Here is a 23443-nt window from a genome sequence, read left to right as displayed (position 1 = left end):
TTCAAAAAAGAGGACAAGATAAAACTTTAAAGTATAAAAATCCTTTCAAGAGGCTGTTATATCATAAAAAGATTTTTTTCGATATAATAAATGATGTATTCTAAAAAAAATTAAAATGTCATGAAATTAAATGGAGTGTCATTATGACAAATCAAAAAAAGGTTCTTGGTGAGGCAAGGCGTTCACTTATACTTAGACAATTAAAGGAAAGTCCGGTTCCAATTACAGGAAGCGAACTAGCCAATCTAACACATGTCAGCAGACAAGTTATTGTTCAAGATATTTCATTGCTTAAGGCGAAGAATTACCCTATTATCGCAACAGCTCAAGGATATATATATATTAGTGAACGAAAGACGGTTAGCCGTATTATTGCATGCCGGCATTCAAGAGAAGAAACAGAAAATGAATTAAATATTATTGTTGACCACGGTGTAACAGTTAAAAATGTTATTGTTGATCATCCTATATACGGGGAAATTACAGCATCCTTAATGATTAAAAACCGTAAAGATGTTAAAAGTTTTATTGAAAAAATCCAGCAGGCAAATGCTTCTTTTCTATTTTCCCTTACCGGAGGTCCGCATCTGCATACAATCGAAGCAGACTCAGAAGAAATGCTTGACGGGGCTTTCGCATCATTAAAAAAGGCAGGCTATTTGCTATAGCCCGCCTGAACCGATCATATCGACTTGATCAACAGCTTCTAATTTTTTGAAGTTATCAAGCAATTGATTAATATCAATAACCATACCGCTTGTATCAATTGACAGAGTCACATTAGCCCTGCCTTGCAATGGAATCGTTTGGTGAATCGTTAAAACATTACATCCCGCTTTTGCAACAATATCCAATAGTTTAGTCAGTGTGCCCCTTCGGTCTTCCAAATGGAATAAAAGGGTCACAATATTTTCCTTTACCACCTTATGAAACGGGAAAATACCATCTCGATATTTATAAAAAGCGCTTCGGCTCAGTCCAACCTTTTTCACTGCTTCTGTAACATTTTCAGCTTTACCGCGTTCTAACAATGTTTTAGCTTTTAAAACTTTCAGCATTGACTCAGAAAGAACATCTTCGCGAACCAAAAAGAATTGTTGACTTCTCTTCATATGAGCCTCCTGTTACGAGCTCTAATCAACGAACTCAAATTCAAAGTCTAAAATTCTAACTGTATCGCCATCTTCAATTCCCCGTTTCCTGAGTGCCTCATCAATTCCCATACCACGCATTTGCCTTGCAAAACGTCTGACAGATTCATCTTGAGTGAAGTCAGTCATTTTGAATAACTTTTCAATCCTTGGACCGCTAATTACAAATACGCCGTCATCGTCACGGTTAATTTCAAATGGCTTCTCCTCTTCTTCAAACTTATAAACAACCCGTTCTGTTTCCTCTTCATTATCAACATCATGGATAGGAAATGTCGGTGTTTTTTCGATCAAATCAGCAACTGCATAGATCAAATCCCGCAAACCTTCTTTAGTTAAGGCAGAGATTGGATAAATTAGAAGATCTTCACTTACCTTTTCCTTGAATTTCTTTAAATTTTCTTCCGCTCCCGGCATATCCATTTTGTTTGCAGCAATAACCTGAGGACGTTCTAACAACCTCATTTGGTAATGCTTTAATTCATCATTAATTTTCAGATAATCGTCATAAGGATCACGGCCTTCAGTTCCAGCCATATCAATGACATGAATAATGACCCGAGTTCTTTCAATATGACGTAAAAACTGGTGTCCAAGTCCCGCCCCCTGGCTTGCCCCTTCAATCAAACCGGGCAGGTCAGCGATAACAAAGCTTCTCGTATCATCGAGTGAAACAACACCTAAATTAGGTTTAATCGTAGTAAAATGATACGCAGCAACTTTTGGTTTGGCGGCTGAAACAACTGACAACAACGTCGATTTACCAACGCTCGGAAATCCAACTAAACCTGCATCAGCCAACAACTTGAGCTCTAATCTCACTTCCCGCTCCTCACCCGGTTCACCGTTTTCGGATAAGTGCGGCGCCGGATTGGCCGGTGTCGCAAATCGCGTATTTCCGCGGCCGCCCCGGCCGCCCCTGGCAATAATTGCTGTTTGTCCTTGCTCAGTTAAGTCCGCAATGATGCGTTCAGTGGCTTTATCCATCACAATCGTTCCAGGCGGTACTTTAACAATCATATCTTTTGCGTTTTTTCCGTGTTGATTTTTGGAGCCTCCGTTTTCACCGCGCATCGCTTTAAAATGCCGCTGATAACGGAAATCCATTAAAGTCCTCAATCCTTCATCAACTTGAAAAACAACATTTGCACCGCTGCCGCCGTCGCCGCCGGCAGGACCGCCGTTAGGGATATATTTTTCCCGTCTAAAGGCAACCATGCCATTACCGCCATCGCCGCCCTTTACGTAAATATCTACTCGATCAACAAACACACTAATCCACCTCAAATATTAAGTAATTTGCAATTCTATAAATGCCTCTGTCTCGTTAATATATTGTTCAACTAAATGAAACGATTGATGCAGTTTGTCTGTTTGTAAAACCTCAGCCAGGTGCCTATGATCTGTTAATGAACCAATGAAATCAAAAATTAATACCGCTGAAGTTTCTTTAATATCAAGAGTAACAGTAACCTCATTTTCAACTGTTTTTGCTGCATAGCTCTCAAAAATATCAAGCCATCGCATTAGCAAATTTGTAAGTTCCTCATCATATTGATTTAACTTAAAACCTTTGCCGATGACTTCAAATTCAAGTTTTAGCAAATGTGAATACGAGTTATATGTTAATAATAACGCCGCACACCTGGGGATATTTAAGTTAGAAAGCTGTGCTTCGTTTTTCGATTTCATTATAATGCGTTCAATAACATTTTCAATTTCTTCGAGGCGGTTTAATGAAAGGTAAGCTTTAATCAGCTGTAATTCATTTAACCATTCATGCCGCTCGTTCCTTAACAGTTCGATAAGTTCTGTTTCATTTATCATAATATAGCTCCCATGCTCACTTTAAGGCTTACAATTTAACCATTCCAATATGCTTTGTTCAATTATATCAGAAAATCAAAGAGCATTGGCTGTATAGGTAATATAATCCACACGAAATTTCTTATGAAAAAAAGCAGCGGACGTTATCCGCTGCTTTTTTTCTTCATTTAGTTATAAGCTTTTTGTTATTTATACTTATACTATTAAGCTTCTTTGGCAACAGGGTATACACTGACTTGCTTACGGTCACGGCCAACACGTTCGTACTTAACAACGCCGTCGATTTTAGCAAATAGTGTATCGTCTCCACCGCGGCCTACGTTAGTTCCAGGATATACCTTTGTACCGCGTTGACGGTAAAGAATGGAACCGCCTGTTACAAATTGACCGTCAGCACGCTTCGCGCCCAGACGTTTTGCAATGGAATCACGGCCGTTTTTAGTACTGCCTACACCTTTTTTCGAGGAAAAGAATTGAATATCAAGTCTTAGCATTCATGTCACCTCCCATGATCTTCAATCTGAATATGTTCACCATATGAGGCTTCGATCGTCCTTAAAGAAACGATCATACCTTCAAGTAATAACTGAACCTTCTCTTGACATTCCGTATCTATATTCAGAGGAACGTCACAGCGGAGAAAGCCGCCCCGGTCGCCTTGTTTTATATCAAGTTCAAGACCAGTTAACGATTGTATGGCGTTCAATGAACCAAAAGAAACAGCAGACACACCGGCACAAATAAGATCGTATCCGTGCGGACCGGCATCCGCATGACCTTTAATTGTTAAAGTATGAATGTATCCCTCTTGGTCCCGCCGAACATCTACTTTAATCATAGAAAAAACCTATGCATTGATTTTTTCGATTGTCACTTTAGTGAATGGTTGACGATGACCTTGCTTACGACGGTAATTTTTTCTGCGCTTAAATTTAAACACAACAACTTTTTTACCGCGGCCGTGTTCTTCAACCTTTGCAGTAACTGTAGCACCTTCAACAGTTGGCTGTCCAACTTTTACGCTGTCGCCGCCAACGAAAAGAACTTTATCGAATGTTACTGTTTCACCCGGCTCAGCTTGCAATTTTTCGATATACAATGCTTGGCCTTCTTCTACTTTAAGCTGTTTTCCACCAGTTTCAATAATTGCGTACATAATCGCACCTCCCTAATTTCTCAGACTCGCCATCACAGGCAGCACATTAAGAGATGTTAAGAAGAAGTTATCCTCTATCGAACATCTGCTGTAAAGTACTTTACGACCTATTTTGAGCGGTTGGAGCGGGTGCCCCAAAAAAACTAACGTTAAAATCATACCATAGTGAAAAACGTTCTGTCAATTGCTCTTAAACAAATTATCCATAACAGCTTCTTGTAATCCATACCAGCTTTTCTTTCTTGAAATTTCCATGAGACCAAGCTTTGTATACCCTAACACTTGAGTTGTATCTTTCTCATATTTAAATTGAGATTTCAATTTGTCTAATAAAGCTGCTTGATGGTGTTCATTCTTCATGTTTATAAAATCAATGATGATGATCCCGCCAATTTGTCTAAGCCTTATTTGACGAACGATTTCATCAGCCGCTTCCATATTAACCCTAAAGGCCGTATCTTCCCAATTGTCACCGGTAAAGCGGCCAGCATTTACGTCAACAGCCGTCATGGATTCGGTGTAGTCTATAACGATAAAAGCACCTGAATTCAAATAAATTTTTCTTTTTAATGCTTTTTTAAAAGCTCCTTCGATATGATACAGCTCGAACAGATTAGCAGATGAATTGAAGGTGATAGGAATTTTATGGTTAGTTTTCTCGTTGATTTCATTTAATATTGATTCATTTAATTTTTTATTAATAATCACTTCATCAATGCCAAGTCTAATGTTTTCATTTAACACTCGGTTGACAAAATGATGATATGTAAATAAAGGTACACCTCGCCGGGCTGATTGGCCAGCCTTCTCCAATAAATCCTTCCATAAATCTTTAAGCTCAAAAAAAGCCTTCTGCAATTCCGGCAATGAATAGTTTTTAGCCTCAGTTCTTATAATAGCGCCTTCTTGATTAGAACACCATTCAGATACTTGATATCGTAATTTTTCTTTTAAATCTTCAGGTATTTTTTTGGACACAGCAACATAACCGCTATATGGCAAATAAACCATTTGGGCATTTGAAAGTTGAATATACTGTGTTAATTTAGCGCCTTTTCGTTCAGTTTGTTCTTTGACTACCTGCACAATAACTTTATCTCCGTGATGTACCAGCTCACTCAGCGGCACTTGAGATGAATTTTCATCGTTAAATCCGAGAATGTCGTGTTTATGCAGAAAGCCATGTTTGTCTCCGCCAAAGTCAACAAACACGCCTTGAAGGCCGTTATTAACTTTCGTCACGCTTCCTATATATATATTGCCTATTACAGGAAATTGATCTCCCCTTGAAATATAGAAGGCCAATATTTCCTTATCACTAACTAAAGCAGCACGCTCCGGGTGCTGCTTGGAATCTATAATTAATTTAGCCATGGGAACGAACCTCCGATATGGATGTTCTTATTGTATTAAATCGGAAGAACATACGTCAAACGGCGATCAGCAAAGCTTGAACAATTCACCTATTCTGTGCCGTGCATAATGACCGCTAAAATATAGATTCAACAAATCTCCTTCATTAATGACCCGCTGTTTATTATGATTGCGAATAATAATTTGATGATCCATTCCCCTGTAAAACAAATCCAAAATATTTATAATTGGCATATTTGGAGGTACGATGAGCGGCTTATAGTACTTGGATTTATCTTGATATTCCCGCCAACGGGACAATAAAAACCTCATAAAAACATATTGCCTCTGTCTCCACTCTTTATAAATTGACAAGCCTAAAAAACTGGCAACAACAAAGTAACTCAGTAAAAAAGGATAAAAGATTAAAAGAAAAACGGTGAGTAAAACTAATATAATAAGCGAAATGATCAAGGAATAGTGATAAGCTTTTTTAAAAGGCAAGCGCCTCATTAAAAGGATATAAAGAAGTTTCCCGCCGTCCAATGGCCAAACAGGCAATAAATTAAACAGCAAAATCATCGTATTGTATGTTAAAAATAAATGATGATGGGAATAGCTCCAAAACTCTGTTGGTGCTAAAAGATAAGAAACAGCAGGCAGCCATAAATGCTGCAACGGTCCGGCAATAGTTACAAATAATTCTTCTTTAAGAGGCCGGTTAGCGTGATCTTCAACCTTGGCAACACCTCCAAAAGGAAGCAGTTCTATGGCTGTGACCCGCCATCCTACTATCATAGCAGCTGCAGCATGGCCGCATTCATGAATAAAAACAATAAAAAACACAATGACAATATCCCAAAAGTGACCTGTAATTAATCCGGCAGCAAGTACAAACCAGAAAACTGGATGAATTTTAAATTTTGGTAAATAAAAATTATTCAAATTTAATCACCTGAATGGGATCAACGAATTGGTTACCTTCTTTTAATGCAAAATAAAAAGTTCCTTTCTGATTATGATCACCATTGGAAACCTTGCCAACCTTTTGACCTTTTTTTACAAAGTCATAAGTTTTAACATCAACATTGTCCAATTTTCCATACCAGGATTCACTGCCGTCTTTGTGCTGTATAATAACCGTTTCACCTGTTTTAGCCTTTTTACCGACATACACGACAAAGCCGTCTTTAACAGCTTTAACTTGTGAATTAGCAGACGTCTTAACTAATACACCCTTATTGGCAGCTGAAAATTTCCTGGTCACTTGCCCGCTGACCGGCTCAGCATAAGCCATTTTATTAGACTTATTTTCCTTATTATTTTTATCCGGAGACTGATCTAGGAAAGGTAATAAAGCTAGCGGTTTTCCGAATGTATCTTCATACCACCCTGATACTTTAGCGAATTTAAATTCATCATTCATAGCCTTTGACACACCGCTTTTAACAACGTTCAAGCGGCTGTCAGCTTGTTTATAAACAATGCCTGTCGCTAATACTAAACAACCGGATATCAGGCATTTGACAATGAAAGTTTGCACTTGAAATAAGGGATGCCAATTGTTTTGGTCATTGGTTGGCTTCTTGTATTCCTTATATTCGGAAAAGTCGTCCGCGGAATGTTGATGCGAGTGAAAAGTTGATTGTTTACTTGAAAAACTAAATGAATTTTTTCTATTCTTATGCCTCTTTCTAATCTCATCAATCTTTTTCATCGCTAACCCTTCCTTTACCCGTCTTTGTACAACTTATGTTATCTGAGGACAAGTTATGACTGAAGGGTAAAAGATACATTAAGCAATTATTATTATTAAAAAAACCCGGTTGGGAATATTCCCAACCGGGTTTAATCAACGCATACCCAGCAATTGCTTAACTCTTTGAAAAAATCCAGGTTTTTCATCAAGCGACATTAACGGTACTGATTCTCCAAGGATACGCCGGCCGATATTCCGATAAGCAATCGATGCTTTGGAAGAAGGATTAAGGGCAATCGGTTCACCTTTGTTTGTAGCGGAAATCACCGCATCATCATCCATAACAATACCTAACAAATCAATAGCGAGTACATTCATAATTTCATCAATTTCCAGCATATCGCCATTTTTCATCATATGATTACGAATTCGGTTAATAATTAAACGGGGTGAAGATAGATTTTCATCCTGCTCAAGCAAACCGATAATTCGATCAGCATCCCTGACAGAAGAAATTTCAGGTGTTGTAACGACAATTGCTTTATCTGCCCCAGCAACAGCGTTCTTATATCCTTGTTCAATCCCCGCTGGACAATCAATAATTATGTAATCATATTCCCGCTTTAAATCATCAATGATTTTCTTCATTTGTTCAGGGGTAATAGCGGTTTTATCCCTGGTTTGTGCAGCCGGAAGCAGACTTAAACAGTCAAACCTTTTGTCCTTAATAAGCGCCTGATTAAGCTTACAACGTCCGTCAGCAACATCAACAAGATCATAGATAATCCGATTTTCTAATCCCATGACAACATCAAGGTTTCGAAGCCCAATGTCAGTATCGACTAGACATACCTTTTTACCTTGAAGTGCTAGAACTGTACCAATATTGGCAGATGTTGTCGTTTTGCCGACGCCGCCTTTTCCGGAAGTTATAACAATGGCTTCCCCCATTTGTCAACACCTCTCTCATCATGTCAACCTTGCTAATTGCTTGTTTCTTTTAAACAATGACTGGATGCGGTCTATGGCGATTTGTTTGGCTGATGGATCGACAAAAGCACATTCCATTGTATTTTGACCATCTTTATTGTCATCTGTATTGTCCGGTGAACGACTAATGACTTCACCAATTCGTAATTGGGTTGGTTTCATCAAGGATGCAGCGATCACAGCTTCGTGATTGCCATTCTTTCCAGCATGAGCGATGCCCCGCAACGATCCCATAACATAGATGCTTCCTGTAGCTATCACACGTGCGCCGGGGTTAACATCACCTATAAGCAGCAAATCCCCTTCTATCTCAAGAACTTGACCTGAACGGACAATTTGAGTTTTTGAAGTTAGCTGGGACTGTTTTAACTGATTCTCACATTCTTTCTTTGAAAGAACGTGAGAATTGATTTCATCAACATACAATTTCTTTTTGGAGCGGACAATATCCGTTATTTCCTCTTTCTGTTCCGCAGATAAATAACGATATCCCGCTTCAATTCTTACCGGAATAAGAGGACCCTCATGATCTCTTGTATCAACTAACAGTTTCTCTTTAAGTTCTAAGATTAGATTATCATAAGAACATTTATCATTTAAGGAAAGAACGAGGCCATCTTTCCTGCCTTTGATTGTTACTAAAGGCTGCACGTTAGACATAGGATCGTTCACCTCAACATAGATATATTCAACATCCTATGATTGGAATCCTTTTTTTGCGGCCTATTCTTCTACCGTTCCTTCTCTCATCCTGCCTAAAAAACGCCGCATTGGATAAAAAGCTATAATAGTAAATACGCCGTTTAAAGCGGCAGTAGGCGGCAGCCGAAACTCAAGAAAATGAACAAATGGGACATTAGTTAAACCAACAATAGAATAGATACCGTAAACTTCCAATTCTAAAAAACAGACACCGATCATACTTATAAACAGCACAACAATAAGATTCATGTGAAAAACTTTAGTTAAATAGCTCATGAGATAGGCTGTAAAAGCGATACAAAACGCGTATACACCCCATACATTGGTGTAAATAATATCAATGAGAAACCCAAAGACAACTCCGTATTTTACAGCTGTACCGCGATTTAGAAAAAAAGCAATCAGCATAACGGCAACTAATATAAAGTGCGGAATGACTGCCATATTGAAACCAAACCATTCAGGAGAAAAAACAGTCATTACCGTCCCTTGAATAAGGAATAAAACAAAGAGGATAAGAAATAATTTTACATGATTCAAGGCTTATCCCCCCTTGACAGTTGTCGCATGACGCTCGACAACAATGACATTTGTTAAGTCATTTAAATGAGCAGCCGGGGTAACTTCAACATTCTTCGTTAAACCGTACTGATCTGTTTTAATATCCTTGACCTTTCCGATAATAAGGCCTCTAGGAAAAACACCGCCAAGTCCTGAAGTAACAACCGTTTGACCTTTTTTAATATTGGACTTTACCGGTACTTTATTAAATGATAGAACATTTTTCTTAGGATCATAGCCTTCAATCATACCGTAAATACTTTTGCTTTGTATCATACTTGCAATCTGATTGGCATTATTCGAAGCCGTAATTAACGTGACATCACTGGTAAACTGACTGACCTTAGTGACTTTTCCAACAAAGCCGTCTGGCGTTATGACAGCCATACCTGACTTAATACCGTCTTGAGCACCCTTATTAATAGTAATCATTTGATTCCATTCATCATAGGAACGGGCAATAACCGTCGCAGGGTGTTTCGTATAATCATGAAGACTTGGGTCGTTCAATAGATTCAATTCTTTCCTCAGATCATAGTTTTCCTTTTTGACTTCCTGGTTTTCTTGAACAACGGATGCATAGTTATCAAGATTAGCCTTAAGAGCACGGTTTTCTTTATAGGTATTTTCTATATCATCAATAGTCTCGAAGAAACCCGCCACATATTGAGCGGGTCTATTGAAAATTTGTTGAAACCATCCAACCGTATCATGAACGAATTCTTCAGCCCAAGTCGTTTTTGTTTGCTGTTTTATTGAAAAACCGATTAATGCAACGAGTACAATGAGGCTTGCTAAGAGTACGATAAGTTTTTTATTTGAGAAAAAAGGGGACATTTAAGACACCCACTTACTTTACTTTGATCTGGATCGTGAAGTAATACCTGCTTTAGACTTGAATAAATGTAAATTTTCAAGCGCACGTCCTGTTCCAATAGCAACGCAGTCCATTGAATTTTCAGCTACTATAACAGGCATTTTAGTCTCTTCACTGATCACATGATCTAAATGACGTAATAAAGCGCCGCCTCCGGTCAAAACAATCCCGCGGTCCATGATATCGGCAGCGAGTTCAGGAGGGGTTTTTTCCAATGTCACTTTAACAGCCTCAATAATTGCCGTAACTGTATCACTTAACGCATCAGCTATCTCTTCCGCTGTTACTTCAATAGTCTTCGGCAGACCTGTTAACAGATCCCTTCCGCGTATTTCCATACTGTCAATATCCTCAGGCTTGCCGGCTGATCCAATTTGCAGCTTTAATGCTTCAGCAGTTCTTTCACCTATCATTAAGTTATAGGTCTTCTTTATATACTGGATCACAGCATCATCCATCTCATCGCCGGCTACACGAATTGACTGGCTGGTAACGATGCCTCCAAGTGATATAATAGCTACTTCTGTTGTACCGCCGCCAATGTCCACAACCATGCTGCCGGTCGGTTCCCATACCGGTAAATCAGCGCCAATCGCCGCCGCAAACGGCTCTTCAATCGTATAAGCTTCCTTTGCGCCTGCTTGTTTTGTCGCATCTTCAACCGCACGCTTCTCAACGGCAGTAATGCCCGATGGTACACAAACCATAACATTAGGCTTGCGCGAAAAAACAGACCGCGTTTTTTGAGCTTGATTAATAAAATATTTCATCATAGTAGCGGTCGTTTCAAAGTCGGCGATGACCCCATCTTTCATTGGGCGTACAGCCACAATATTTCCCGGAGTTCTGCCAATCATATTTTTAGCTGAATTACCTACAGCTTCAATTGTGTCTGTATCAGTACGTAATGCAACTACCGAGGGTTCCCTCACTATAACACCTTTACCTTTAACGTAAACGAGCGTATTCGCCGTTCCCAGGTCGATTCCCATATCTCTAGAAAATCCGCCAAACATCTATGTAATCTCCCTTCATGATGCAAAACTCATAAATTAAATTATAACTTAAATATCATGAAAAAAATAGTACTAAACTATACCTTTTTCTTTCAAACTTATAAAAATTTGATCACCAATAATAATGTGATCCAAGACATCAATACCAAGCAGCATCCCGCACTCAACCAACCGCTTCGTAACCTCAATATCTTCCCGGCTCGGTGTCGGATCGCCGCTTGGATGATTATGAAAACATATAATCGAGGCTGCCGATCGCCGCAGGGCTTCTTTAAACACCTCACGCGGATGGACGATTGAAGCATTCAGACTCCCGATGAAAATCGTTTTTTGATAGAGTACTTGATTTTTGGTATTTAAATAAAGACAGACAAAATGTTCTTGCGCCAAAAACCGCATATCCTCCATCACGTACTTCGCTCCATCTTCAGGAGAGCGGATCACGTAACGTTCTTCGTTTCGCAATTGGCTGACACGTCTTCCTAACTCTATCGCGGCAATCAATTGAACGGCTTTTGTTTTACCTATACCTTTCACACTTTCAAGTTCCTCAACACTTGCCTCCTTCAGGAGAGTAAGTCCTTCAAATTTGTGAAGCAAGCGATGAGACAATTGAAGAACTGATTCTTCTCTCGTACCGGTTCTCAAAATAATTGCGAGTAACTCCTGATTGGACAGAACATGAGCGCCTTCCTTGATTAATCTTTCTCTGGGCCGCTCTTCTTTCGGTACATCACGGATCATCAAAACTTCTTCCAACATAATTCCTCCTAAATAATTGTTCCGTGACTGACTAAGATGCTTTTTCAAGCATACTTCCCCGCATGACAAACCATTTCCTTATAATAAAGATGTTCAATAAGTTTTGAACACGCACTTACAGTCATTTGAACGCGAGCACTTCATCGTTACCGACATTGAGTATAGATGATTCGACCGGGTGAGTTAAGATTTGAAAAGAGCGTTCATGAAAAAGGAAGGATGAAATCAGCATTAACATGATAGTTGAAGAGGTTAAAAGAGGATGTATGATTGATAACATAAATGTATCATAACGTTACTCCTCTGTCATTAAAAAATCTTTTCATGTTCCTATCCAATCCCAATAAAGAGGGTTCGTCAGGACTTTATTTTTTATGACAAGGCAAAACAAAAAAACTCACCGCGGCGAGTTTTATGATAACAGCTCTTTATAGAGCAGCATAGCATTAAGCAAATGCTGCTGCAGGTAACTTCCTGTCTTTTTATCAAGTTTATCCTTATGCTTATCTAAGTATTGGACACTTTTAGAAATTTGGTTGGAAAACGAGTGAAGTTTATCCTGATCTTTCTTCGTAAACACGCCTTCAGCTTCATTTTCCGCCTTTTTTAACTCACTTTCCATTGCCTTTATTTTATTCATATCTTTATTATTGATTGAACCGCCTTCATTGAGAATCATTTGTCCGCTTACGGGAATCATTGATACTAATAAATCATTGCCTAATTTCATAAAGTTATAGGCATTTCGTTTAACTGTCTTCTGCTTGCTTTTTGCGGTCCAATCTTTTGTATAAACACTAATGCTTTGATCCTTGAAATAATTTTTCATACGGTTAACATCCGATTGATTTGTTTGAGCGCCAATAAATACATAATTATTGCCGTCCTTTTCAACTACTCCCGGCACACCTTGCTCGTGAAAGCCATTAACCAGTGCATCTGCTTGGCTTTTATTTGAAAATACACCTGCTTGGATAACATATAAATGAAGGCTGAGATCTTTAGCGGGGAGTGCAGAAGCATTTTGCTTCAGTGATTGGCCCGGTTGACTGGCAGTTTCCGTGTTTGAAACAGTTGAGACTGCATGATTTTTTCCATGTCCCGAAAAAGCTAAAAGGAGAGTGAATCCCAAGCCCATACCTACGATTATTGCCGCAAGCAGAGGTATCCAAATATGTTTTATTAACAGGAAGATTGGTATATGGTCATTTTCACTTTTAGTCTTACTTTTCTTTTTCTTTAATTTTGATACCAAGCTTTCATGGGTGACAGCAGATTGCTCTTCTATTTTATCAGATTTAAGCGTTTCCTTTTCTTCATTGGGAAATACTTGACGCCAATTAAGACTTTTATCAGAATCAGCGGCCGCAGTTTCCGCCTTAGTTATTTCTTCGAGGGAATGTTCCTTGCCGTTAAATTTAACAATAATGTCTGGATCAGTCTTTTTTTTGACCAATAGCAACCACTCCTTCCCAGAATATTACGTGTATATCGAAGAATAGCATACATCGTCAAAAAAAAGACAAGACTTTTGTCGTCCTGTCCTAATTTCTTTTCGTCATTTTTTTACACTACGAAACCAAAGATACGTACCAGCGCATCATTTGCTCCCCAAAGAAGAATGCCATAAGCGTCCCAAGTGAAATAAACGGACCAAACGGTATAGGCTGTCCCTTCTTCAACCATCCTGTCAATTGTCCTCCCCCGCCGATGACCGCACCAAAAAATGCTGATAAAAACAATGCTAATAACACAGTCTCCAGACCTAATAAATATCCCAGCACGGTAAAAAGCTTAATATCTCCTCCGCCGATGCTCCCCCTGTTAATATAATTAATAGAAAAAAGAATAAAAAAACCGGCGATACTTCCAGCGGCAGATTGCCACCATGGAGAGATTGGGAAAATAATTCTATAGAAGATAAAAAGAATAAAAAATACGATAAGAACCTTATCAGGTATGATCATATCTGTTATGTCCGAAACAAAAATGATAAGCAGAAGGGAGATTAAGAGCCATCCCATAATAATTGAGGAAAGTGAAGGTTCAATAATGAAGGTAAAAACAAACAATAAAGCACAGGAGATTTCAACGATTGGATATATTAAAGAAATGCGGATACCGCAGCCGCGGCATTTTCCGAGTAAAAAAAGGTAAGAAATAAATGGAATCATTTCATGAATGGGGATTTTCCGGCGGCAATTTGGACAATGTGACGACGGGAATGCAATGGATTGGCCCCGGCTTACCCGGATACCAACAACATTATAAAAGGAACCAAGAATTAACCCGACAATAAAAATATAAAAGTAAATAACTATAAACCTCACATCCTTTTAAGATTTAAACATATTTTACTAAAATTTCATCAACTTTGGAATAGTTTTTTAATTTAAAAACAAGTTAGGATAAAAGGCGATCCTAACTTGTCGATTGGTGAATTTAAATGCAGGAATGAGTGTGTGCCTGCGCCGTTGAACTATTCAAGAAGTAAAGGCCATTTCTCATCGCAGCTTATTCAGGATTATTTCCAGCTTCCTATCTATCGTAAAGCCTCATTGATGTTTATTCAGGTTGAAGCTTTGTCGAACTTCGGTAATAAAATAAAGAGATCCTGTTACAAGAATGACATCATTTTCATCTGCATCACGCTTCATGCCGGCTAATGCATGTTGCCAGTCATCGGCCTGTATTTTATGCGGATGATTTGAATAACCGTATAATTCATCCGCTTTAGCTGCCCTTGGGAAGTCGAATGATGTGAAAGTAAGCTCGTCTGCTATCTTTTCAACCTCCTCCAACATCGCTTCATTTTTTTTATCTGTTAATGAGGCAAAAAGGACTTTAATCGTCCGGTCTTTATAATAACGTTCAACCGTTTCCGCTAAAGCATGCATACCTTCAGGATTATGCGCGCCATCCAATATAACTAGCGGATCTGCCGTTAAAATTTCAAAACGCCCCGGCCAATGCGTTTCTTTAATACCCTGAATCACATGTTCTTCTTCTACATGCAAAGCAAAATATGTTTTTAAATAATCAACTGCCATTAATGCCGTTGCTGCATTGATGAGCTGATGAAACCCTTTCATTTTTGTTGTTAAGTTCGAATAATGGCTGAACACGGATGAGAAATCAAAGCATTCTTCATCATCACCGCCGTGATCTGTAATATGAAATGACTGTCCAAAAACGTATAGTTTGGCATGCTTCTCTTCCGATGTTTCTTGAATAACTTTAAGAGCATCCGGATGATCACTTGCAGTAATAACTGCTGTACCAGATTTTATAATTCCGGCTTTTTCGCGGGCAATTTCCTGAATGGAATTGCCAAGGTACTGCATATGATCCATGCCGACATTTGTAATAATTGAAACTAACGGCGCAATAACGTTTGTTGAATCTAATCTTCCGCCAAGACCAACTTCGAAAATAACCAGGTCACAAAAGTTAATTTTCGCAAAATAAACGATGCCAATTAAGGTCACAACCTCAAATTCTGTCGGTGTCCCAAGATCAGTGCCTTCCAATTCTTTGACGTAAGGATAAATAATATTTGCCGCTTTAATTAAATCCTCATCACTGATTCCTTCACCATTGACAGAAATCCGTTCATTAAAGCTTGTAATATACGGTGATGTAAATGTCCCGACATCAAATCCCGCTTTTTGATAAATGTTTCTTAGGAAACTGACTGTTGAGCCTTTGCCATTCGTCCCGCCAACATGAATCGTACGAAGCGATCTTTCGGGATGGTTAAGCCTCTCTAAGACCCGCTCCATTCTCATCGTACCCGGTTTAATACCATGAGGAAGAAGTTGATGTATCCAGTTCATCGTTTCTTCTATTGTTTTAAACATCATAATAACCTCCATTGGAAAGGATGACGAACATTGTCCGTCACCCTTATTTGCAACTTGACACTAAGGATTTCTTCAGCCTTGAAGCTCCTTGATTCTTTCTTCAACTTTTTGGCGTTTTTCCAGGTAATCTTTTTCTTTTGCTTTTTCTTCGTCAACCACTTTCTTTGGCGCTTTATTAACAAAACCTTGGTTGCTTAGTTTCTTTTGAACTCTTTCAACTTCAAAGTTAAGCTTTTCAAGTTCTTTTTTCAAACGATTAATTTCTTCATCAATATTAATTAAGCCTTCAAGCGGCAAATAAATTTCTGCGCCCGTCACAATAGATGATACTGATTTTTCAGGAGCTTCGAGTTCTGTTTGAATATCTAATGTTTCAGGGTTACAAAATCTTTCCAGGTATGCCTTATTATTAATAAGACTTTCTTTTTCTATATCTGACGCTGCCTTAATTTGAATATGAATGGGTTTGCTTGGCGCCACATTCATTTCGGCACGAATATTGCGGATTGAACGAATGATATTTTGCAGCAATGTCATCTCTTGTACAGCCGATTCCGAATGCCACTTTTCATTTACCGTTGGCCAATCAGACAGAAGAATTGTTTCTCCTTTATGAGGTAAGTGCTGCCAAATTTCTTCAGTTACAAACGGCATAATCGGATGTAAAAGCTTTAAAATTTTATCCAGAACATAAGTAAGAACCGACTTGGTTGTTTGTTTCGCTTCCTCATCATCACCATATAGCGGCAATTTAGCCATTTCAATATACCAATCACAGAAATCATCCCAAATAAATGAATAGAGGTAACGGCCGGCTTCTCCGAAGTCATAGGCTTCAAAGAGATTTGTAACCTTTTCAATCGTTTGATTCAGCCTTGTCAAAATCCATTGATCACTGACAGTTTTCTTACCTGATAAATCGATATCCTCAGCAGTAAAATCTCCAAGGTTCATGATGGTAAAGCGTGATGCATTCCATATCTTATTGGCAAAGTTCCAATTCGCTTCAACCTTTTCCCATTGGAACCTTAAATCTTGTCCAGGCGTTGTCCCGGTTGCCAGTGTATAACGAAGGGCATCGGCGCCGTATTTATCAATAACATCCATTGGATCAATACCATTGCCAAGCGATTTACTCATTTTCCTGCCTTCGGCATCACGGACCAACCCATGTAATAAAACATCATCAAAAGGCTTTCCGCCTGTAAACTCAATCGATTGGAAAATCATCCGGGCAACCCAGAAGAAGATAATATCGTATCCGGTGACAAGCGTGTTTGTCGGGAAATAACGTTTGAAATCAGGATCTTCTTCATCTGGCCAACCCATGGTAGAAAACGGCCATAGCGCTGAACTGAACCATGTATCAAGAACATCCTCATCCTGCTTCCAATCTTCAGGATTTTCAGGTTCATTGATACCAACATATACCTCGCCGGTTTCTTTATGATACCAGGCTGGAATCCTGTGACCCCACCAAAGCTGTCTTGAAATACACCAGTCACGGATATTTTCCATCCAATGCAAATAAGTATTTTCAAAGCGTTCCGGGACAAAGCGAATTTTATCATTCTGTTTCTGAAGGGCGACCGATGCGTCAGCGAGCGGTTTCATTTTGACAAACCATTGTGTTGACAAATATGGTTCAACAACAGCGCCGCTTCGTTCTGAATGACCAACCGAATGATGATGATCTTCAATCCGATCTAAGACACCGTCAGCTTCTAAGTCCTTAATAATTTGTTTCCGGCATTCAAAGCGATCTAGACCTTGGTACTTTCCGGCTTGTTCATTCATCGTTCCTGATTCATCCATGACAAGGATGCGCTCAAGATGATGACGGTTGCCAATTTCAAAGTCATTAGGATCATGAGCCGGAGTAATTTTAACCGCGCCGGAACCAAAGCTCATATCTACATATTCATCGGCTACAATCGGAATTTCCCTGCCCACGATAGGAAGGATAGCTGTTTTTCCTATCATATCCTGATAGCGTTCATCATCCGGGTGAACGGCAATTCCTGAATCGCCGAGCATCGTTTCAGGTCTTGTTGTCGCAATTTCAATTGTCCCTGAACCATCACTAAGCGGGTATTTTAAATGGTAGAGATGTCCTTCTACCTCCTTATAAATAACCTCAATATCGGATAAAGCTGTTTTCGTTGCCGGGTCCCAGTTTATAATGTATTCACCGCGGTATATCAGCCCTTTTTCATAAAGATTAACAAAGACTTTTTTTACGGCATTTGACAAACCTTCATCAAGAGTGAAACGTTCGCGGGAATAATCCAGGGAAAGGCCAAGCTTTGCCCATTGTTTTCGAATAAATTCTGCATATTCTTTTTTCCATTCCCATGCAACTTCTAAAAATTTCTCGCGGCCAAGCTCATATCTTGAAGTCCCTTGCTCCTTTAATTTACCTTCAACTTTTGCCTGAGTCGCAATCCCGGCATGATCCATTCCCGGAAGGTAAAGCGCATCATAACCTTGCATGCGTTTGAATCTAATTAATAAATCTTGCATCGTCGTATCCCAAGCATGCCCCAGGTGCAGCTTTCCGGTTACATTTGGAGGCGGGATAACGATGGAATATGGCGGTTTTGAAGTATCCATTCCTGCTTTAAAATAATTATTTTTTTTCCAAGTATCATACCATTTTTCTTCAGTTTGGCTTGGATCATATTTTGTGGCCATTTCACGTTTGGTGTGCTCCATTTTTTTCCTCCTTCATCTTTTGAACAAAATAAAAAGAGCCTTCTTCTCACAAAGGACGAAGAAAGCTCCGCGGTACCACCTTAATTTATACGGAATAATCCATACACGCTTAACTGGATAACGGTGTAAAACCGGCTTTTTCTACTTAGCGGATGTTCAATTTGAACACTATTTCAAGCTATTCAAAAAAGCAGCTCAAGGGCGACTTCCATATCTTCCGCTAAAGAAGCCTCTCAGCTAATGACTTCTCTCTCTTATAGCTTCCAATCATGTACTCTTCCCTGTCTCAGCATCTACTTATATTAACAATCTTATTTTAATTAAAAATATGCTCATTCGTCAACAGATGTTCTTATTTTAACCTATAAAATCATATTTATACGTCACAAGCATGGGCGTTTTTCATAGACTGTATAAAGAATACTTTAAAGGGGGATAAGCATATGTTTAATCGCTTTAATATGCCGCCTTGGCTAAGAAAAATCAGAGACGGTTTTGAAGTTATTCTTCTTCCGCTCATTTGCTTTCAATTATTACGAACCATTTTCTTTGCTACGGGAATTGATGTTATTATTCTCGTTTTGCTTATTTGTTGTTATATTTGTTTTCTTAAGGGGTGGATTTAGACTGTCCCGGTTCTTCGGTTTGATCTAAAACTTTATCCAAATGATATATCCCTTCAAACACGGAAAGGGTCTTTGACCATCTTTCAACAAAAGTGATATCACCAGTACGATCAGTCCTTTCAATGTAATCAACAAGAATTTGATGAAACTCATTTGTTTGATGAATCATGCCTCTTAACAATAACCTTTCTTGACTGCTTAAAGGGAATTGGGATAGATAGCGCTGTATCATTTGATGACATTGTTCTTCATCGAACCGGAGATCCTTGTTTGCCCTTTTTAATAAAAAAACTAAATCCGAAGCCGGTCGGTCCGGTTGTACGTGTTCGAGACTTATTAAATAATTTTGTTCATTTTCTATCAGGAGATGCTCCGGCAAAAGTTGGCGGTGACATAAAACAATGCGATCTTCTTCGGACTCGGCATTAGCTTGAGACCATTGGTCAAGAACATTTTTCATTTGCTCGTGTTCTCTCATTAATTGTACAAAGGTTGTCAAATAATATTGTTCAAATGGTGAAGGGTAAATCCTGTGTTCAGCAAAGTCGGCAAAACGTTCATAAAATTCTTTTCTTCTTTGCCATCTGTCCATGATTTGTTGATAAAATGTCTCAGTCTCTTCTTTATTTTTCCTGACTGTCTGTACGGTCCCGCTATGCAAGGCAGCCGCGGCATCTATTAACCGCTCATATTTAACATGCAAATCAGTTGTTGTCTCATTTATCCAAGGCATCAAATAATAGCATTGACTTTCACTATTGATAAAATGGTCTCCATATTTATTTGGCAGAATAGGCAAAGCACTCAACGAACGGCTGGTTAAAGCGTTGCGGGCAGCAAGAAAGGACTGCTGTTTTGACGCGGACATAGGTGTCCCTTTTAAAGCAAAAATCCCCCGAAAAGTTTCTATTTTAATAATAGAATTCCTTTGCTCAATATGAGCCGGCGTAAAATCATAATGAAATAACACACGGGAAAGCTCATTTTCTTCGGCAGCCGTTGTCATAAAACATACCCCTGTTCCTTAAGAAATTGATAAAAAAAAGTTGTTGTCCGGCTCGTTGCATCCCATTCTGTTTTAAACTGTTCAAATAATATTTGTTGACGTTCAAATCGTAAGTTATCAACCATTCTTTGCCATTCATCCGGAAAATATAAATCTGCTAATAGTTGATGTGCATGACGGTTTAAGGGAGAAATCTTGTCAACAGTTTCTACTAAATTGTAAAAACTCTTTTCATTGGTTGCCATTAACCATTTCTTTAGAAAATCAGAAAAGGTTCTGTATCCTATAACAGGTGTTGACTGACCAATCTCCCAAAATAGTTTGCCGGACAGCCATTTTCCTCTTTCAACCGGTAAAAAAGCCGTCGTGTATGGTACATATTCTAACTCGTTTTGACGCAGCAAAGACTTCATTTTTCTAATCCGTTCCCCGACTGTCGGTACACAGCGCTTTATCATTTGATACTCTGCACTATTTATTTGCGGTTGCCATCTATGCATATATTCAAATGTTTGATATGTCTTTTCTATATTTTGACTTAATAATTGAGAATAACCTTTTGCTGGCACCATACTTCTGTTTAACACAGTACCGATAAATTGTCCCCATGATTTTTCATTGCCTTCCAAGTCAGCGCGTTCTTCTAATACATCATGACATGTTAAAAACCCGCCTGATTCAAATGGAATAAAAAGCTGACCGGATCCGGTCACCAGCATCCGGTCAACATAAAAGGCGTCACAATATAACCTGTGCCGCCAATTAATATGCCATTGCAGAGTATTAAAATCCCGCCAAAAATAAACTTTTTTCTTTTCGGTGCCGGTCTCAATGATTGGCTCATGTTCACGAGACCATGCTGCGTTTTCAAAATAATAATGTGTTTTAATTAAAGAGAGGATATCCATAATAACATATGGTCCCTTCTGTATTTTTTATCTTTTATTCAAAATACGAGGACTCAATTTTTGAACAGTTTTATTAACGTTTTTTTGGAATCGGAATATATAACACTTGCCCTTCATCAACAAAATCAGACTCTAAATTGTTTTTTCTTAAAATGCTCGTCACTGGTACTTGGTAGCGCTCCGAGATAGATTCAATTGAATCACCGCTTTGTACAATGCACATTTTAACTTTGGAAAATTGTTCATTTTCGTTAGTCAGCATACTTGTCAGGTATAAAGCATTTTCTTCACGTTTGCTCATTTTTTTCTTAGGTTCGTTTTCTGACTCATACCCTTTTTCTTCATTTTCTGCTTCCTTATTCACATTTTCCTGATTTTCAATTTCCTTTTTCTCTTTTTTGTTTTCCTTGTATTTTTGCTTATTTTCCTTTTTAACCGCTTTTTCTTCAGACTTCTCTAATTTTTTATTTTGCTTTTCAACTTCTTTGTTTTCTTTTTTGTTTTCCTCTTTCGTCTCTTTTTTGTTTTCTTTTTTGTTTACATTCTTGTTTTCTTTAGGAACGACCTTAATCTTTTTTTCAAATCTGCCTTTATCGCTTTCGGCATGATTCTGATTTTCTTGATAATTTGATTCATCCTCAGTTTCTTCTATCGAATCATGGTCTTCTCCGTTATAGCTGCTGCTTTCATTTTCCCGTTTTGAATAGGACAAATCCTCATTGTATTCTGTTGTTTCATCTTCTTCATTTGATATATCAAAATTTTCGTATTGAACTTTCTGAGCAGCTTCATCAATGTTATCTCTATCATTATTAACTTGATCTTGTTCGACGCCGTGTTGATTGTCATAAAGTTCCAGGCTTTCATCGTCGGACGTTTCATTATAATTTTGGCGAAGCGCTTCTTGATGCTCCCATTCTATGTCAGTATCCTTTTTCATTTGATTATAATTATATTGATATTGTGAGTCCGTATTTGTTTGAACCTCATCTTGTTCCGGTATTTTATCTATATTAGGGAAAATTGGCCGCAATGGAAGGATATCATCCTGAGATATCTGATTAATGGACTTCTCATCATGATCGCCAAAGTCTTGATTGGACAAAGAATAATGATTAAAAGGTGAAAATTGGTCCTTGTCCTCTCTAAAAGATGTTGATTGTTTCTTGTGATCTTCTTCCCTTTTCTTCATTTCTATTTGCGGGCTTTCTTGTTGATCCGGTTTATTGTCAACATCTCTTGAGGCCTCAAATTGAAAACTTTGTTGGAAAGGTATTTCATTACTGTCCGGATGAAAATCATCTGTTTGCTCTGATTCCAGTGATTTATCGGCAAGATACGGATGATTAACGGCATTTTCACTGTCATTATTATTATCATCTCCGTAAGCCGGAAAAGAATTTTCTTCGATCAGACCTGTTATAGAGATATCCGCTTCTAACTGAATACAATTTTTTTCAGGCATACTATAATCAAAGGTTTCAATCATAACAAATACATCTTCGAGATCATGAATTCGCTCGGATGGAATTGTTATATCAACAGGAAAACGATGTTCAATCAATGATGTTCCGGAATCACTCTCGGTAATCTCATCAATTGTTCGGAAGGTAGTCGGATCAGGCTGATTTGCCAACCCTTTATCTTCTGCCGGCTTATACTCGCCAGTGAGTCTTAATCCTCCTTTAATGGAAACATAGCTTCTGTTTTCTTCTATCGTGATGTCCGGTTCCAAGGCCATTGAGAGAATCTCTTCGGCAGCTTCTCCGTCCTTTAACCAAATCGTTTCGTTAATTGAGAATTGCAAGCTTTTTGAAGAAGATTGGGACACGTTTCTCACCCTTTCAAGGTTTTCATTATAAAGTTCGTGTTCAAAAAGGGAACGAGCATTACATCTCGAACTACTGCGAGTTGCGACGAGAAGTGGAGATACTCCAATGAGTAATCTTCGGCGAAAGATCACCTTACCCACAGTATCGACGGCAATGTTTCCCGGACTTTTTGAACATCCTCTTAAAGATGTATGCGGTAAGTCTATGAATATGTCTACTTTAATGTGTATTCAGAGAAACAGCTTTCATGCCCTAAGAGTGATATTTTAAAAAAGGTTCTACGTCAAATGTTGGGGTAGGAGTAATAGTTCCTACTCCTTAACCTAACTGATATCCCATTGATTTATATTGATGATGTAATAAAACACGTAATCGTAAACGATCATAACGCTTAAAACC

The 23443-nt window shown here is 38.5% G+C and carries 24 protein-coding genes and 2 other annotated features; of the genes, 2 read left to right on the top strand and 22 right to left on the bottom strand.

Annotation, left to right across the window (positions count from 1 at the left end):
- The first annotated feature begins 143 nt into the window (after nt 1–143).
- Nucleotides 144–668, top strand: coding sequence for a transcription repressor NadR (locus ACFQRG_RS09520; RefSeq protein ID WP_380965664.1), 525 nt, complete (start codon nt 144–146; stop codon nt 666–668).
- Here ACFQRG_RS09520 and ACFQRG_RS09515 read toward each other — a convergent pair.
- The 19 genes from ACFQRG_RS09515 to ACFQRG_RS09425 form a co-directional block, all read right to left on the bottom strand.
- A complete protein-coding gene (locus tag ACFQRG_RS09515; RefSeq protein WP_380965663.1) occupies nt 663–1112 on the bottom strand; it encodes an ACT domain-containing protein in 450 nt (149 codons plus the stop codon). The genes ACFQRG_RS09520 and ACFQRG_RS09515 overlap by 6 nt on opposite strands.
- Nucleotides 1113–1133: 21 nt before the next feature.
- On the bottom strand, nt 1134–2423 hold the full coding sequence (gene obgE / locus ACFQRG_RS09510) for a GTPase ObgE (RefSeq protein WP_380965662.1): 1290 nt from the start codon (nt 2421–2423) through the stop codon (nt 1134–1136).
- An 18-nt stretch (nt 2424–2441) separates the two neighbouring features.
- Nucleotides 2442–2978, bottom strand: a complete 537-nt coding sequence (locus ACFQRG_RS09505) for a Spo0B C-terminal domain-containing protein (protein ID WP_380965661.1) — start codon at nt 2976–2978, stop codon at nt 2442–2444.
- A gap of 203 nt (nt 2979–3181) precedes the next feature.
- Nucleotides 3182–3472 carry a 50S ribosomal protein L27 gene (gene rpmA, locus ACFQRG_RS09500; protein ID WP_380965660.1) on the bottom strand — a complete coding sequence of 97 codons (291 nt, stop codon included), beginning with the start codon at nt 3470–3472 and terminating at the stop codon, nt 3182–3184.
- 5 nt (nt 3473–3477) lie between these two features.
- Complete coding sequence (locus ACFQRG_RS09495) at nt 3478–3816, bottom strand: ribosomal-processing cysteine protease Prp (RefSeq protein WP_380965659.1); 339 nt, start codon at nt 3814–3816, stop codon at nt 3478–3480.
- Between the two features lie 9 nt (nt 3817–3825).
- Nucleotides 3826–4134, bottom strand: a complete 309-nt coding sequence (gene rplU / locus ACFQRG_RS09490; protein ID WP_380965658.1) for a 50S ribosomal protein L21 — start codon at nt 4132–4134, stop codon at nt 3826–3828.
- A 12-nt stretch (nt 4135–4146) separates the two neighbouring features.
- Nucleotides 4147–4266, bottom strand: a sequence feature (ribosomal protein L21 leader region).
- A gap of 48 nt (nt 4267–4314) precedes the next feature.
- On the bottom strand, nt 4315–5508 hold the full coding sequence (locus ACFQRG_RS09485; protein WP_380965656.1) for a ribonuclease E/G: 1194 nt from the start codon (nt 5506–5508) through the stop codon (nt 4315–4317).
- A 66-nt stretch (nt 5509–5574) separates the two neighbouring features.
- On the bottom strand, nt 5575–6432 hold the full coding sequence (locus ACFQRG_RS09480) for a M50 family metallopeptidase (protein ID WP_380965655.1): 858 nt from the start codon (nt 6430–6432) through the stop codon (nt 5575–5577).
- Entirely contained in the window at nt 6425–7204 is a 780-nt protein-coding gene (locus ACFQRG_RS09475) for a peptidoglycan DD-metalloendopeptidase family protein (RefSeq protein WP_380965654.1), read from the bottom strand. The genes ACFQRG_RS09480 and ACFQRG_RS09475 overlap by 8 nt, the downstream gene beginning before the upstream one ends.
- 135 nt (nt 7205–7339) lie before the next feature.
- The gene (gene minD / locus ACFQRG_RS09470; protein ID WP_380965653.1) at nt 7340–8137 is read right to left on the bottom strand and encodes a septum site-determining protein MinD; all 798 of its coding nucleotides are present in this window, start codon (nt 8135–8137) and stop codon (nt 7340–7342) included.
- Nucleotides 8138–8155: 18 nt separating this feature from the next.
- Nucleotides 8156–8836 carry a septum site-determining protein MinC gene (minC, locus tag ACFQRG_RS09465; RefSeq protein WP_380965652.1) on the bottom strand — a complete coding sequence of 227 codons (681 nt, stop codon included), beginning with the start codon at nt 8834–8836 and terminating at the stop codon, nt 8156–8158.
- 63 nt (nt 8837–8899) lie between these two features.
- A complete protein-coding gene (mreD, locus tag ACFQRG_RS09460) occupies nt 8900–9418 on the bottom strand; it encodes a rod shape-determining protein MreD (RefSeq protein WP_380965651.1) in 519 nt (172 codons plus the stop codon).
- A gap of 3 nt (nt 9419–9421) precedes the next feature.
- Nucleotides 9422–10276 carry a rod shape-determining protein MreC gene (gene mreC, locus ACFQRG_RS09455; protein ID WP_380965650.1) on the bottom strand — a complete coding sequence of 285 codons (855 nt, stop codon included), beginning with the start codon at nt 10274–10276 and terminating at the stop codon, nt 9422–9424.
- 18 nt (nt 10277–10294) lie between these two features.
- Nucleotides 10295–11332 carry a rod shape-determining protein gene (locus tag ACFQRG_RS09450; protein ID WP_380965649.1) on the bottom strand — a complete coding sequence of 346 codons (1038 nt, stop codon included), beginning with the start codon at nt 11330–11332 and terminating at the stop codon, nt 10295–10297.
- Between the two features lie 72 nt (nt 11333–11404).
- Nucleotides 11405–12094, bottom strand: a complete 690-nt coding sequence (radC, locus tag ACFQRG_RS09445; RefSeq protein ID WP_380965648.1) for a RadC family protein — start codon at nt 12092–12094, stop codon at nt 11405–11407.
- Between the two features lie 412 nt (nt 12095–12506).
- The gene (locus ACFQRG_RS09440; protein WP_380965647.1) at nt 12507–13550 is read right to left on the bottom strand and encodes an SPOR domain-containing protein; all 1044 of its coding nucleotides are present in this window, start codon (nt 13548–13550) and stop codon (nt 12507–12509) included.
- 115 nt (nt 13551–13665) lie between these two features.
- Nucleotides 13666–14424: a prepilin peptidase gene (locus ACFQRG_RS09435; RefSeq protein ID WP_380965646.1), complete on the bottom strand. Its 759-nt coding sequence runs from the start codon at nt 14422–14424 to the stop codon at nt 13666–13668.
- 225 nt (nt 14425–14649) lie between these two features.
- Nucleotides 14650–15954, bottom strand: coding sequence for a bifunctional folylpolyglutamate synthase/dihydrofolate synthase (locus tag ACFQRG_RS09430; RefSeq protein ID WP_380965821.1), 1305 nt, complete (start codon nt 15952–15954; stop codon nt 14650–14652).
- A gap of 75 nt (nt 15955–16029) precedes the next feature.
- Complete coding sequence (locus tag ACFQRG_RS09425; protein ID WP_380965645.1) at nt 16030–18672, bottom strand: valine--tRNA ligase; 2643 nt, start codon at nt 18670–18672, stop codon at nt 16030–16032.
- 48 nt (nt 18673–18720) lie between these two features.
- Nucleotides 18721–18969: a binding site (T-box leader), on the bottom strand.
- Nucleotides 18970–19115: 146 nt separating this feature from the next.
- Here ACFQRG_RS09425 and ACFQRG_RS09420 point away from each other — a divergent pair.
- On the top strand, nt 19116–19298 hold the full coding sequence (locus ACFQRG_RS09420; protein WP_380965644.1) for a hypothetical protein: 183 nt from the start codon (nt 19116–19118) through the stop codon (nt 19296–19298).
- Here ACFQRG_RS09420 and ACFQRG_RS09415 read toward each other — a convergent pair.
- From ACFQRG_RS09415 to ACFQRG_RS09405, 3 genes are all read right to left on the bottom strand, one after another.
- A complete protein-coding gene (locus ACFQRG_RS09415; protein ID WP_380965643.1) occupies nt 19282–20304 on the bottom strand; it encodes a hypothetical protein in 1023 nt (340 codons plus the stop codon). The two genes, ACFQRG_RS09420 and ACFQRG_RS09415, sit on opposite strands and share 17 nt — an antisense overlap.
- The gene (locus tag ACFQRG_RS09410) at nt 20301–21212 is read right to left on the bottom strand and encodes a hypothetical protein (RefSeq protein WP_380965641.1); all 912 of its coding nucleotides are present in this window, start codon (nt 21210–21212) and stop codon (nt 20301–20303) included. The genes ACFQRG_RS09415 and ACFQRG_RS09410 overlap by 4 nt, the downstream gene beginning before the upstream one ends.
- A gap of 73 nt (nt 21213–21285) precedes the next feature.
- Nucleotides 21286–23043 (bottom strand): LysM peptidoglycan-binding domain-containing protein, encoded by a 1758-nt coding sequence (locus ACFQRG_RS09405; RefSeq protein WP_380965640.1) that lies wholly within the window; start codon nt 23041–23043, stop codon nt 21286–21288.
- Nucleotides 23044–23443 lie beyond the last annotated feature (400 nt).

The sequence above is a fragment of the Scopulibacillus cellulosilyticus genome (assembly GCF_042665295.1).
In the GTDB taxonomy this organism is placed as follows: domain Bacteria; phylum Bacillota; class Bacilli; order Bacillales; family Sporolactobacillaceae; genus Scopulibacillus_A; species Scopulibacillus_A cellulosilyticus.
This window is presented reverse-complemented; position numbering and strand designations above follow the sequence as displayed.

Coding starts and splice junctions, on each gene's coding strand:
- ACFQRG_RS09520 (WP_380965664.1), top strand. CDS start 144: ATGACAAATCAAAAAAAGGTTCTTGGTGAGGCAAGGCGTTCACTTATA.
- ACFQRG_RS09515 (WP_380965663.1), bottom strand. CDS start 1,112: ATGAAGAGAAGTCAACAATTCTTTTTGGTTCGCGAAGATGTTCTTTCT.
- ACFQRG_RS09505 (WP_380965661.1), bottom strand. CDS start 2,978: ATGATAAATGAAACAGAACTTATCGAACTGTTAAGGAACGAGCGGCAT.
- rpmA (WP_380965660.1), bottom strand. CDS start 3,472: ATGCTAAGACTTGATATTCAATTCTTTTCCTCGAAAAAAGGTGTAGGC.
- ACFQRG_RS09495 (WP_380965659.1), bottom strand. CDS start 3,816: ATGATTAAAGTAGATGTTCGGCGGGACCAAGAGGGATACATTCATACT.
- rplU (WP_380965658.1), bottom strand. CDS start 4,134: ATGTACGCAATTATTGAAACTGGTGGAAAACAGCTTAAAGTAGAAGAA.
- ACFQRG_RS09485 (WP_380965656.1), bottom strand. CDS start 5,508: ATGGCTAAATTAATTATAGATTCCAAGCAGCACCCGGAGCGTGCTGCT.
- ACFQRG_RS09475 (WP_380965654.1), bottom strand. CDS start 7,204: ATGAAAAAGATTGATGAGATTAGAAAGAGGCATAAGAATAGAAAAAAT.
- minD (WP_380965653.1), bottom strand. CDS start 8,137: ATGGGGGAAGCCATTGTTATAACTTCCGGAAAAGGCGGCGTCGGCAAA.
- minC (WP_380965652.1), bottom strand. CDS start 8,836: ATGTCTAACGTGCAGCCTTTAGTAACAATCAAAGGCAGGAAAGATGGC.
- mreC (WP_380965650.1), bottom strand. CDS start 10,276: ATGTCCCCTTTTTTCTCAAATAAAAAACTTATCGTACTCTTAGCAAGC.
- ACFQRG_RS09450 (WP_380965649.1), bottom strand. CDS start 11,332: ATGTTTGGCGGATTTTCTAGAGATATGGGAATCGACCTGGGAACGGCG.
- radC (WP_380965648.1), bottom strand. CDS start 12,094: ATGTTGGAAGAAGTTTTGATGATCCGTGATGTACCGAAAGAAGAGCGG.
- ACFQRG_RS09430 (WP_380965821.1), bottom strand. CDS start 15,954: ATGTTTAAAACAATAGAAGAAACGATGAACTGGATACATCAACTTCTT.
- ACFQRG_RS09425 (WP_380965645.1), bottom strand. CDS start 18,672: ATGGAGCACACCAAACGTGAAATGGCCACAAAATATGATCCAAGCCAA.
- ACFQRG_RS09420 (WP_380965644.1), top strand. CDS start 19,116: ATGTTTAATCGCTTTAATATGCCGCCTTGGCTAAGAAAAATCAGAGAC.
- ACFQRG_RS09415 (WP_380965643.1), bottom strand. CDS start 20,304: ATGACAACGGCTGCCGAAGAAAATGAGCTTTCCCGTGTGTTATTTCAT.
- ACFQRG_RS09410 (WP_380965641.1), bottom strand. CDS start 21,212: ATGGATATCCTCTCTTTAATTAAAACACATTATTATTTTGAAAACGCA.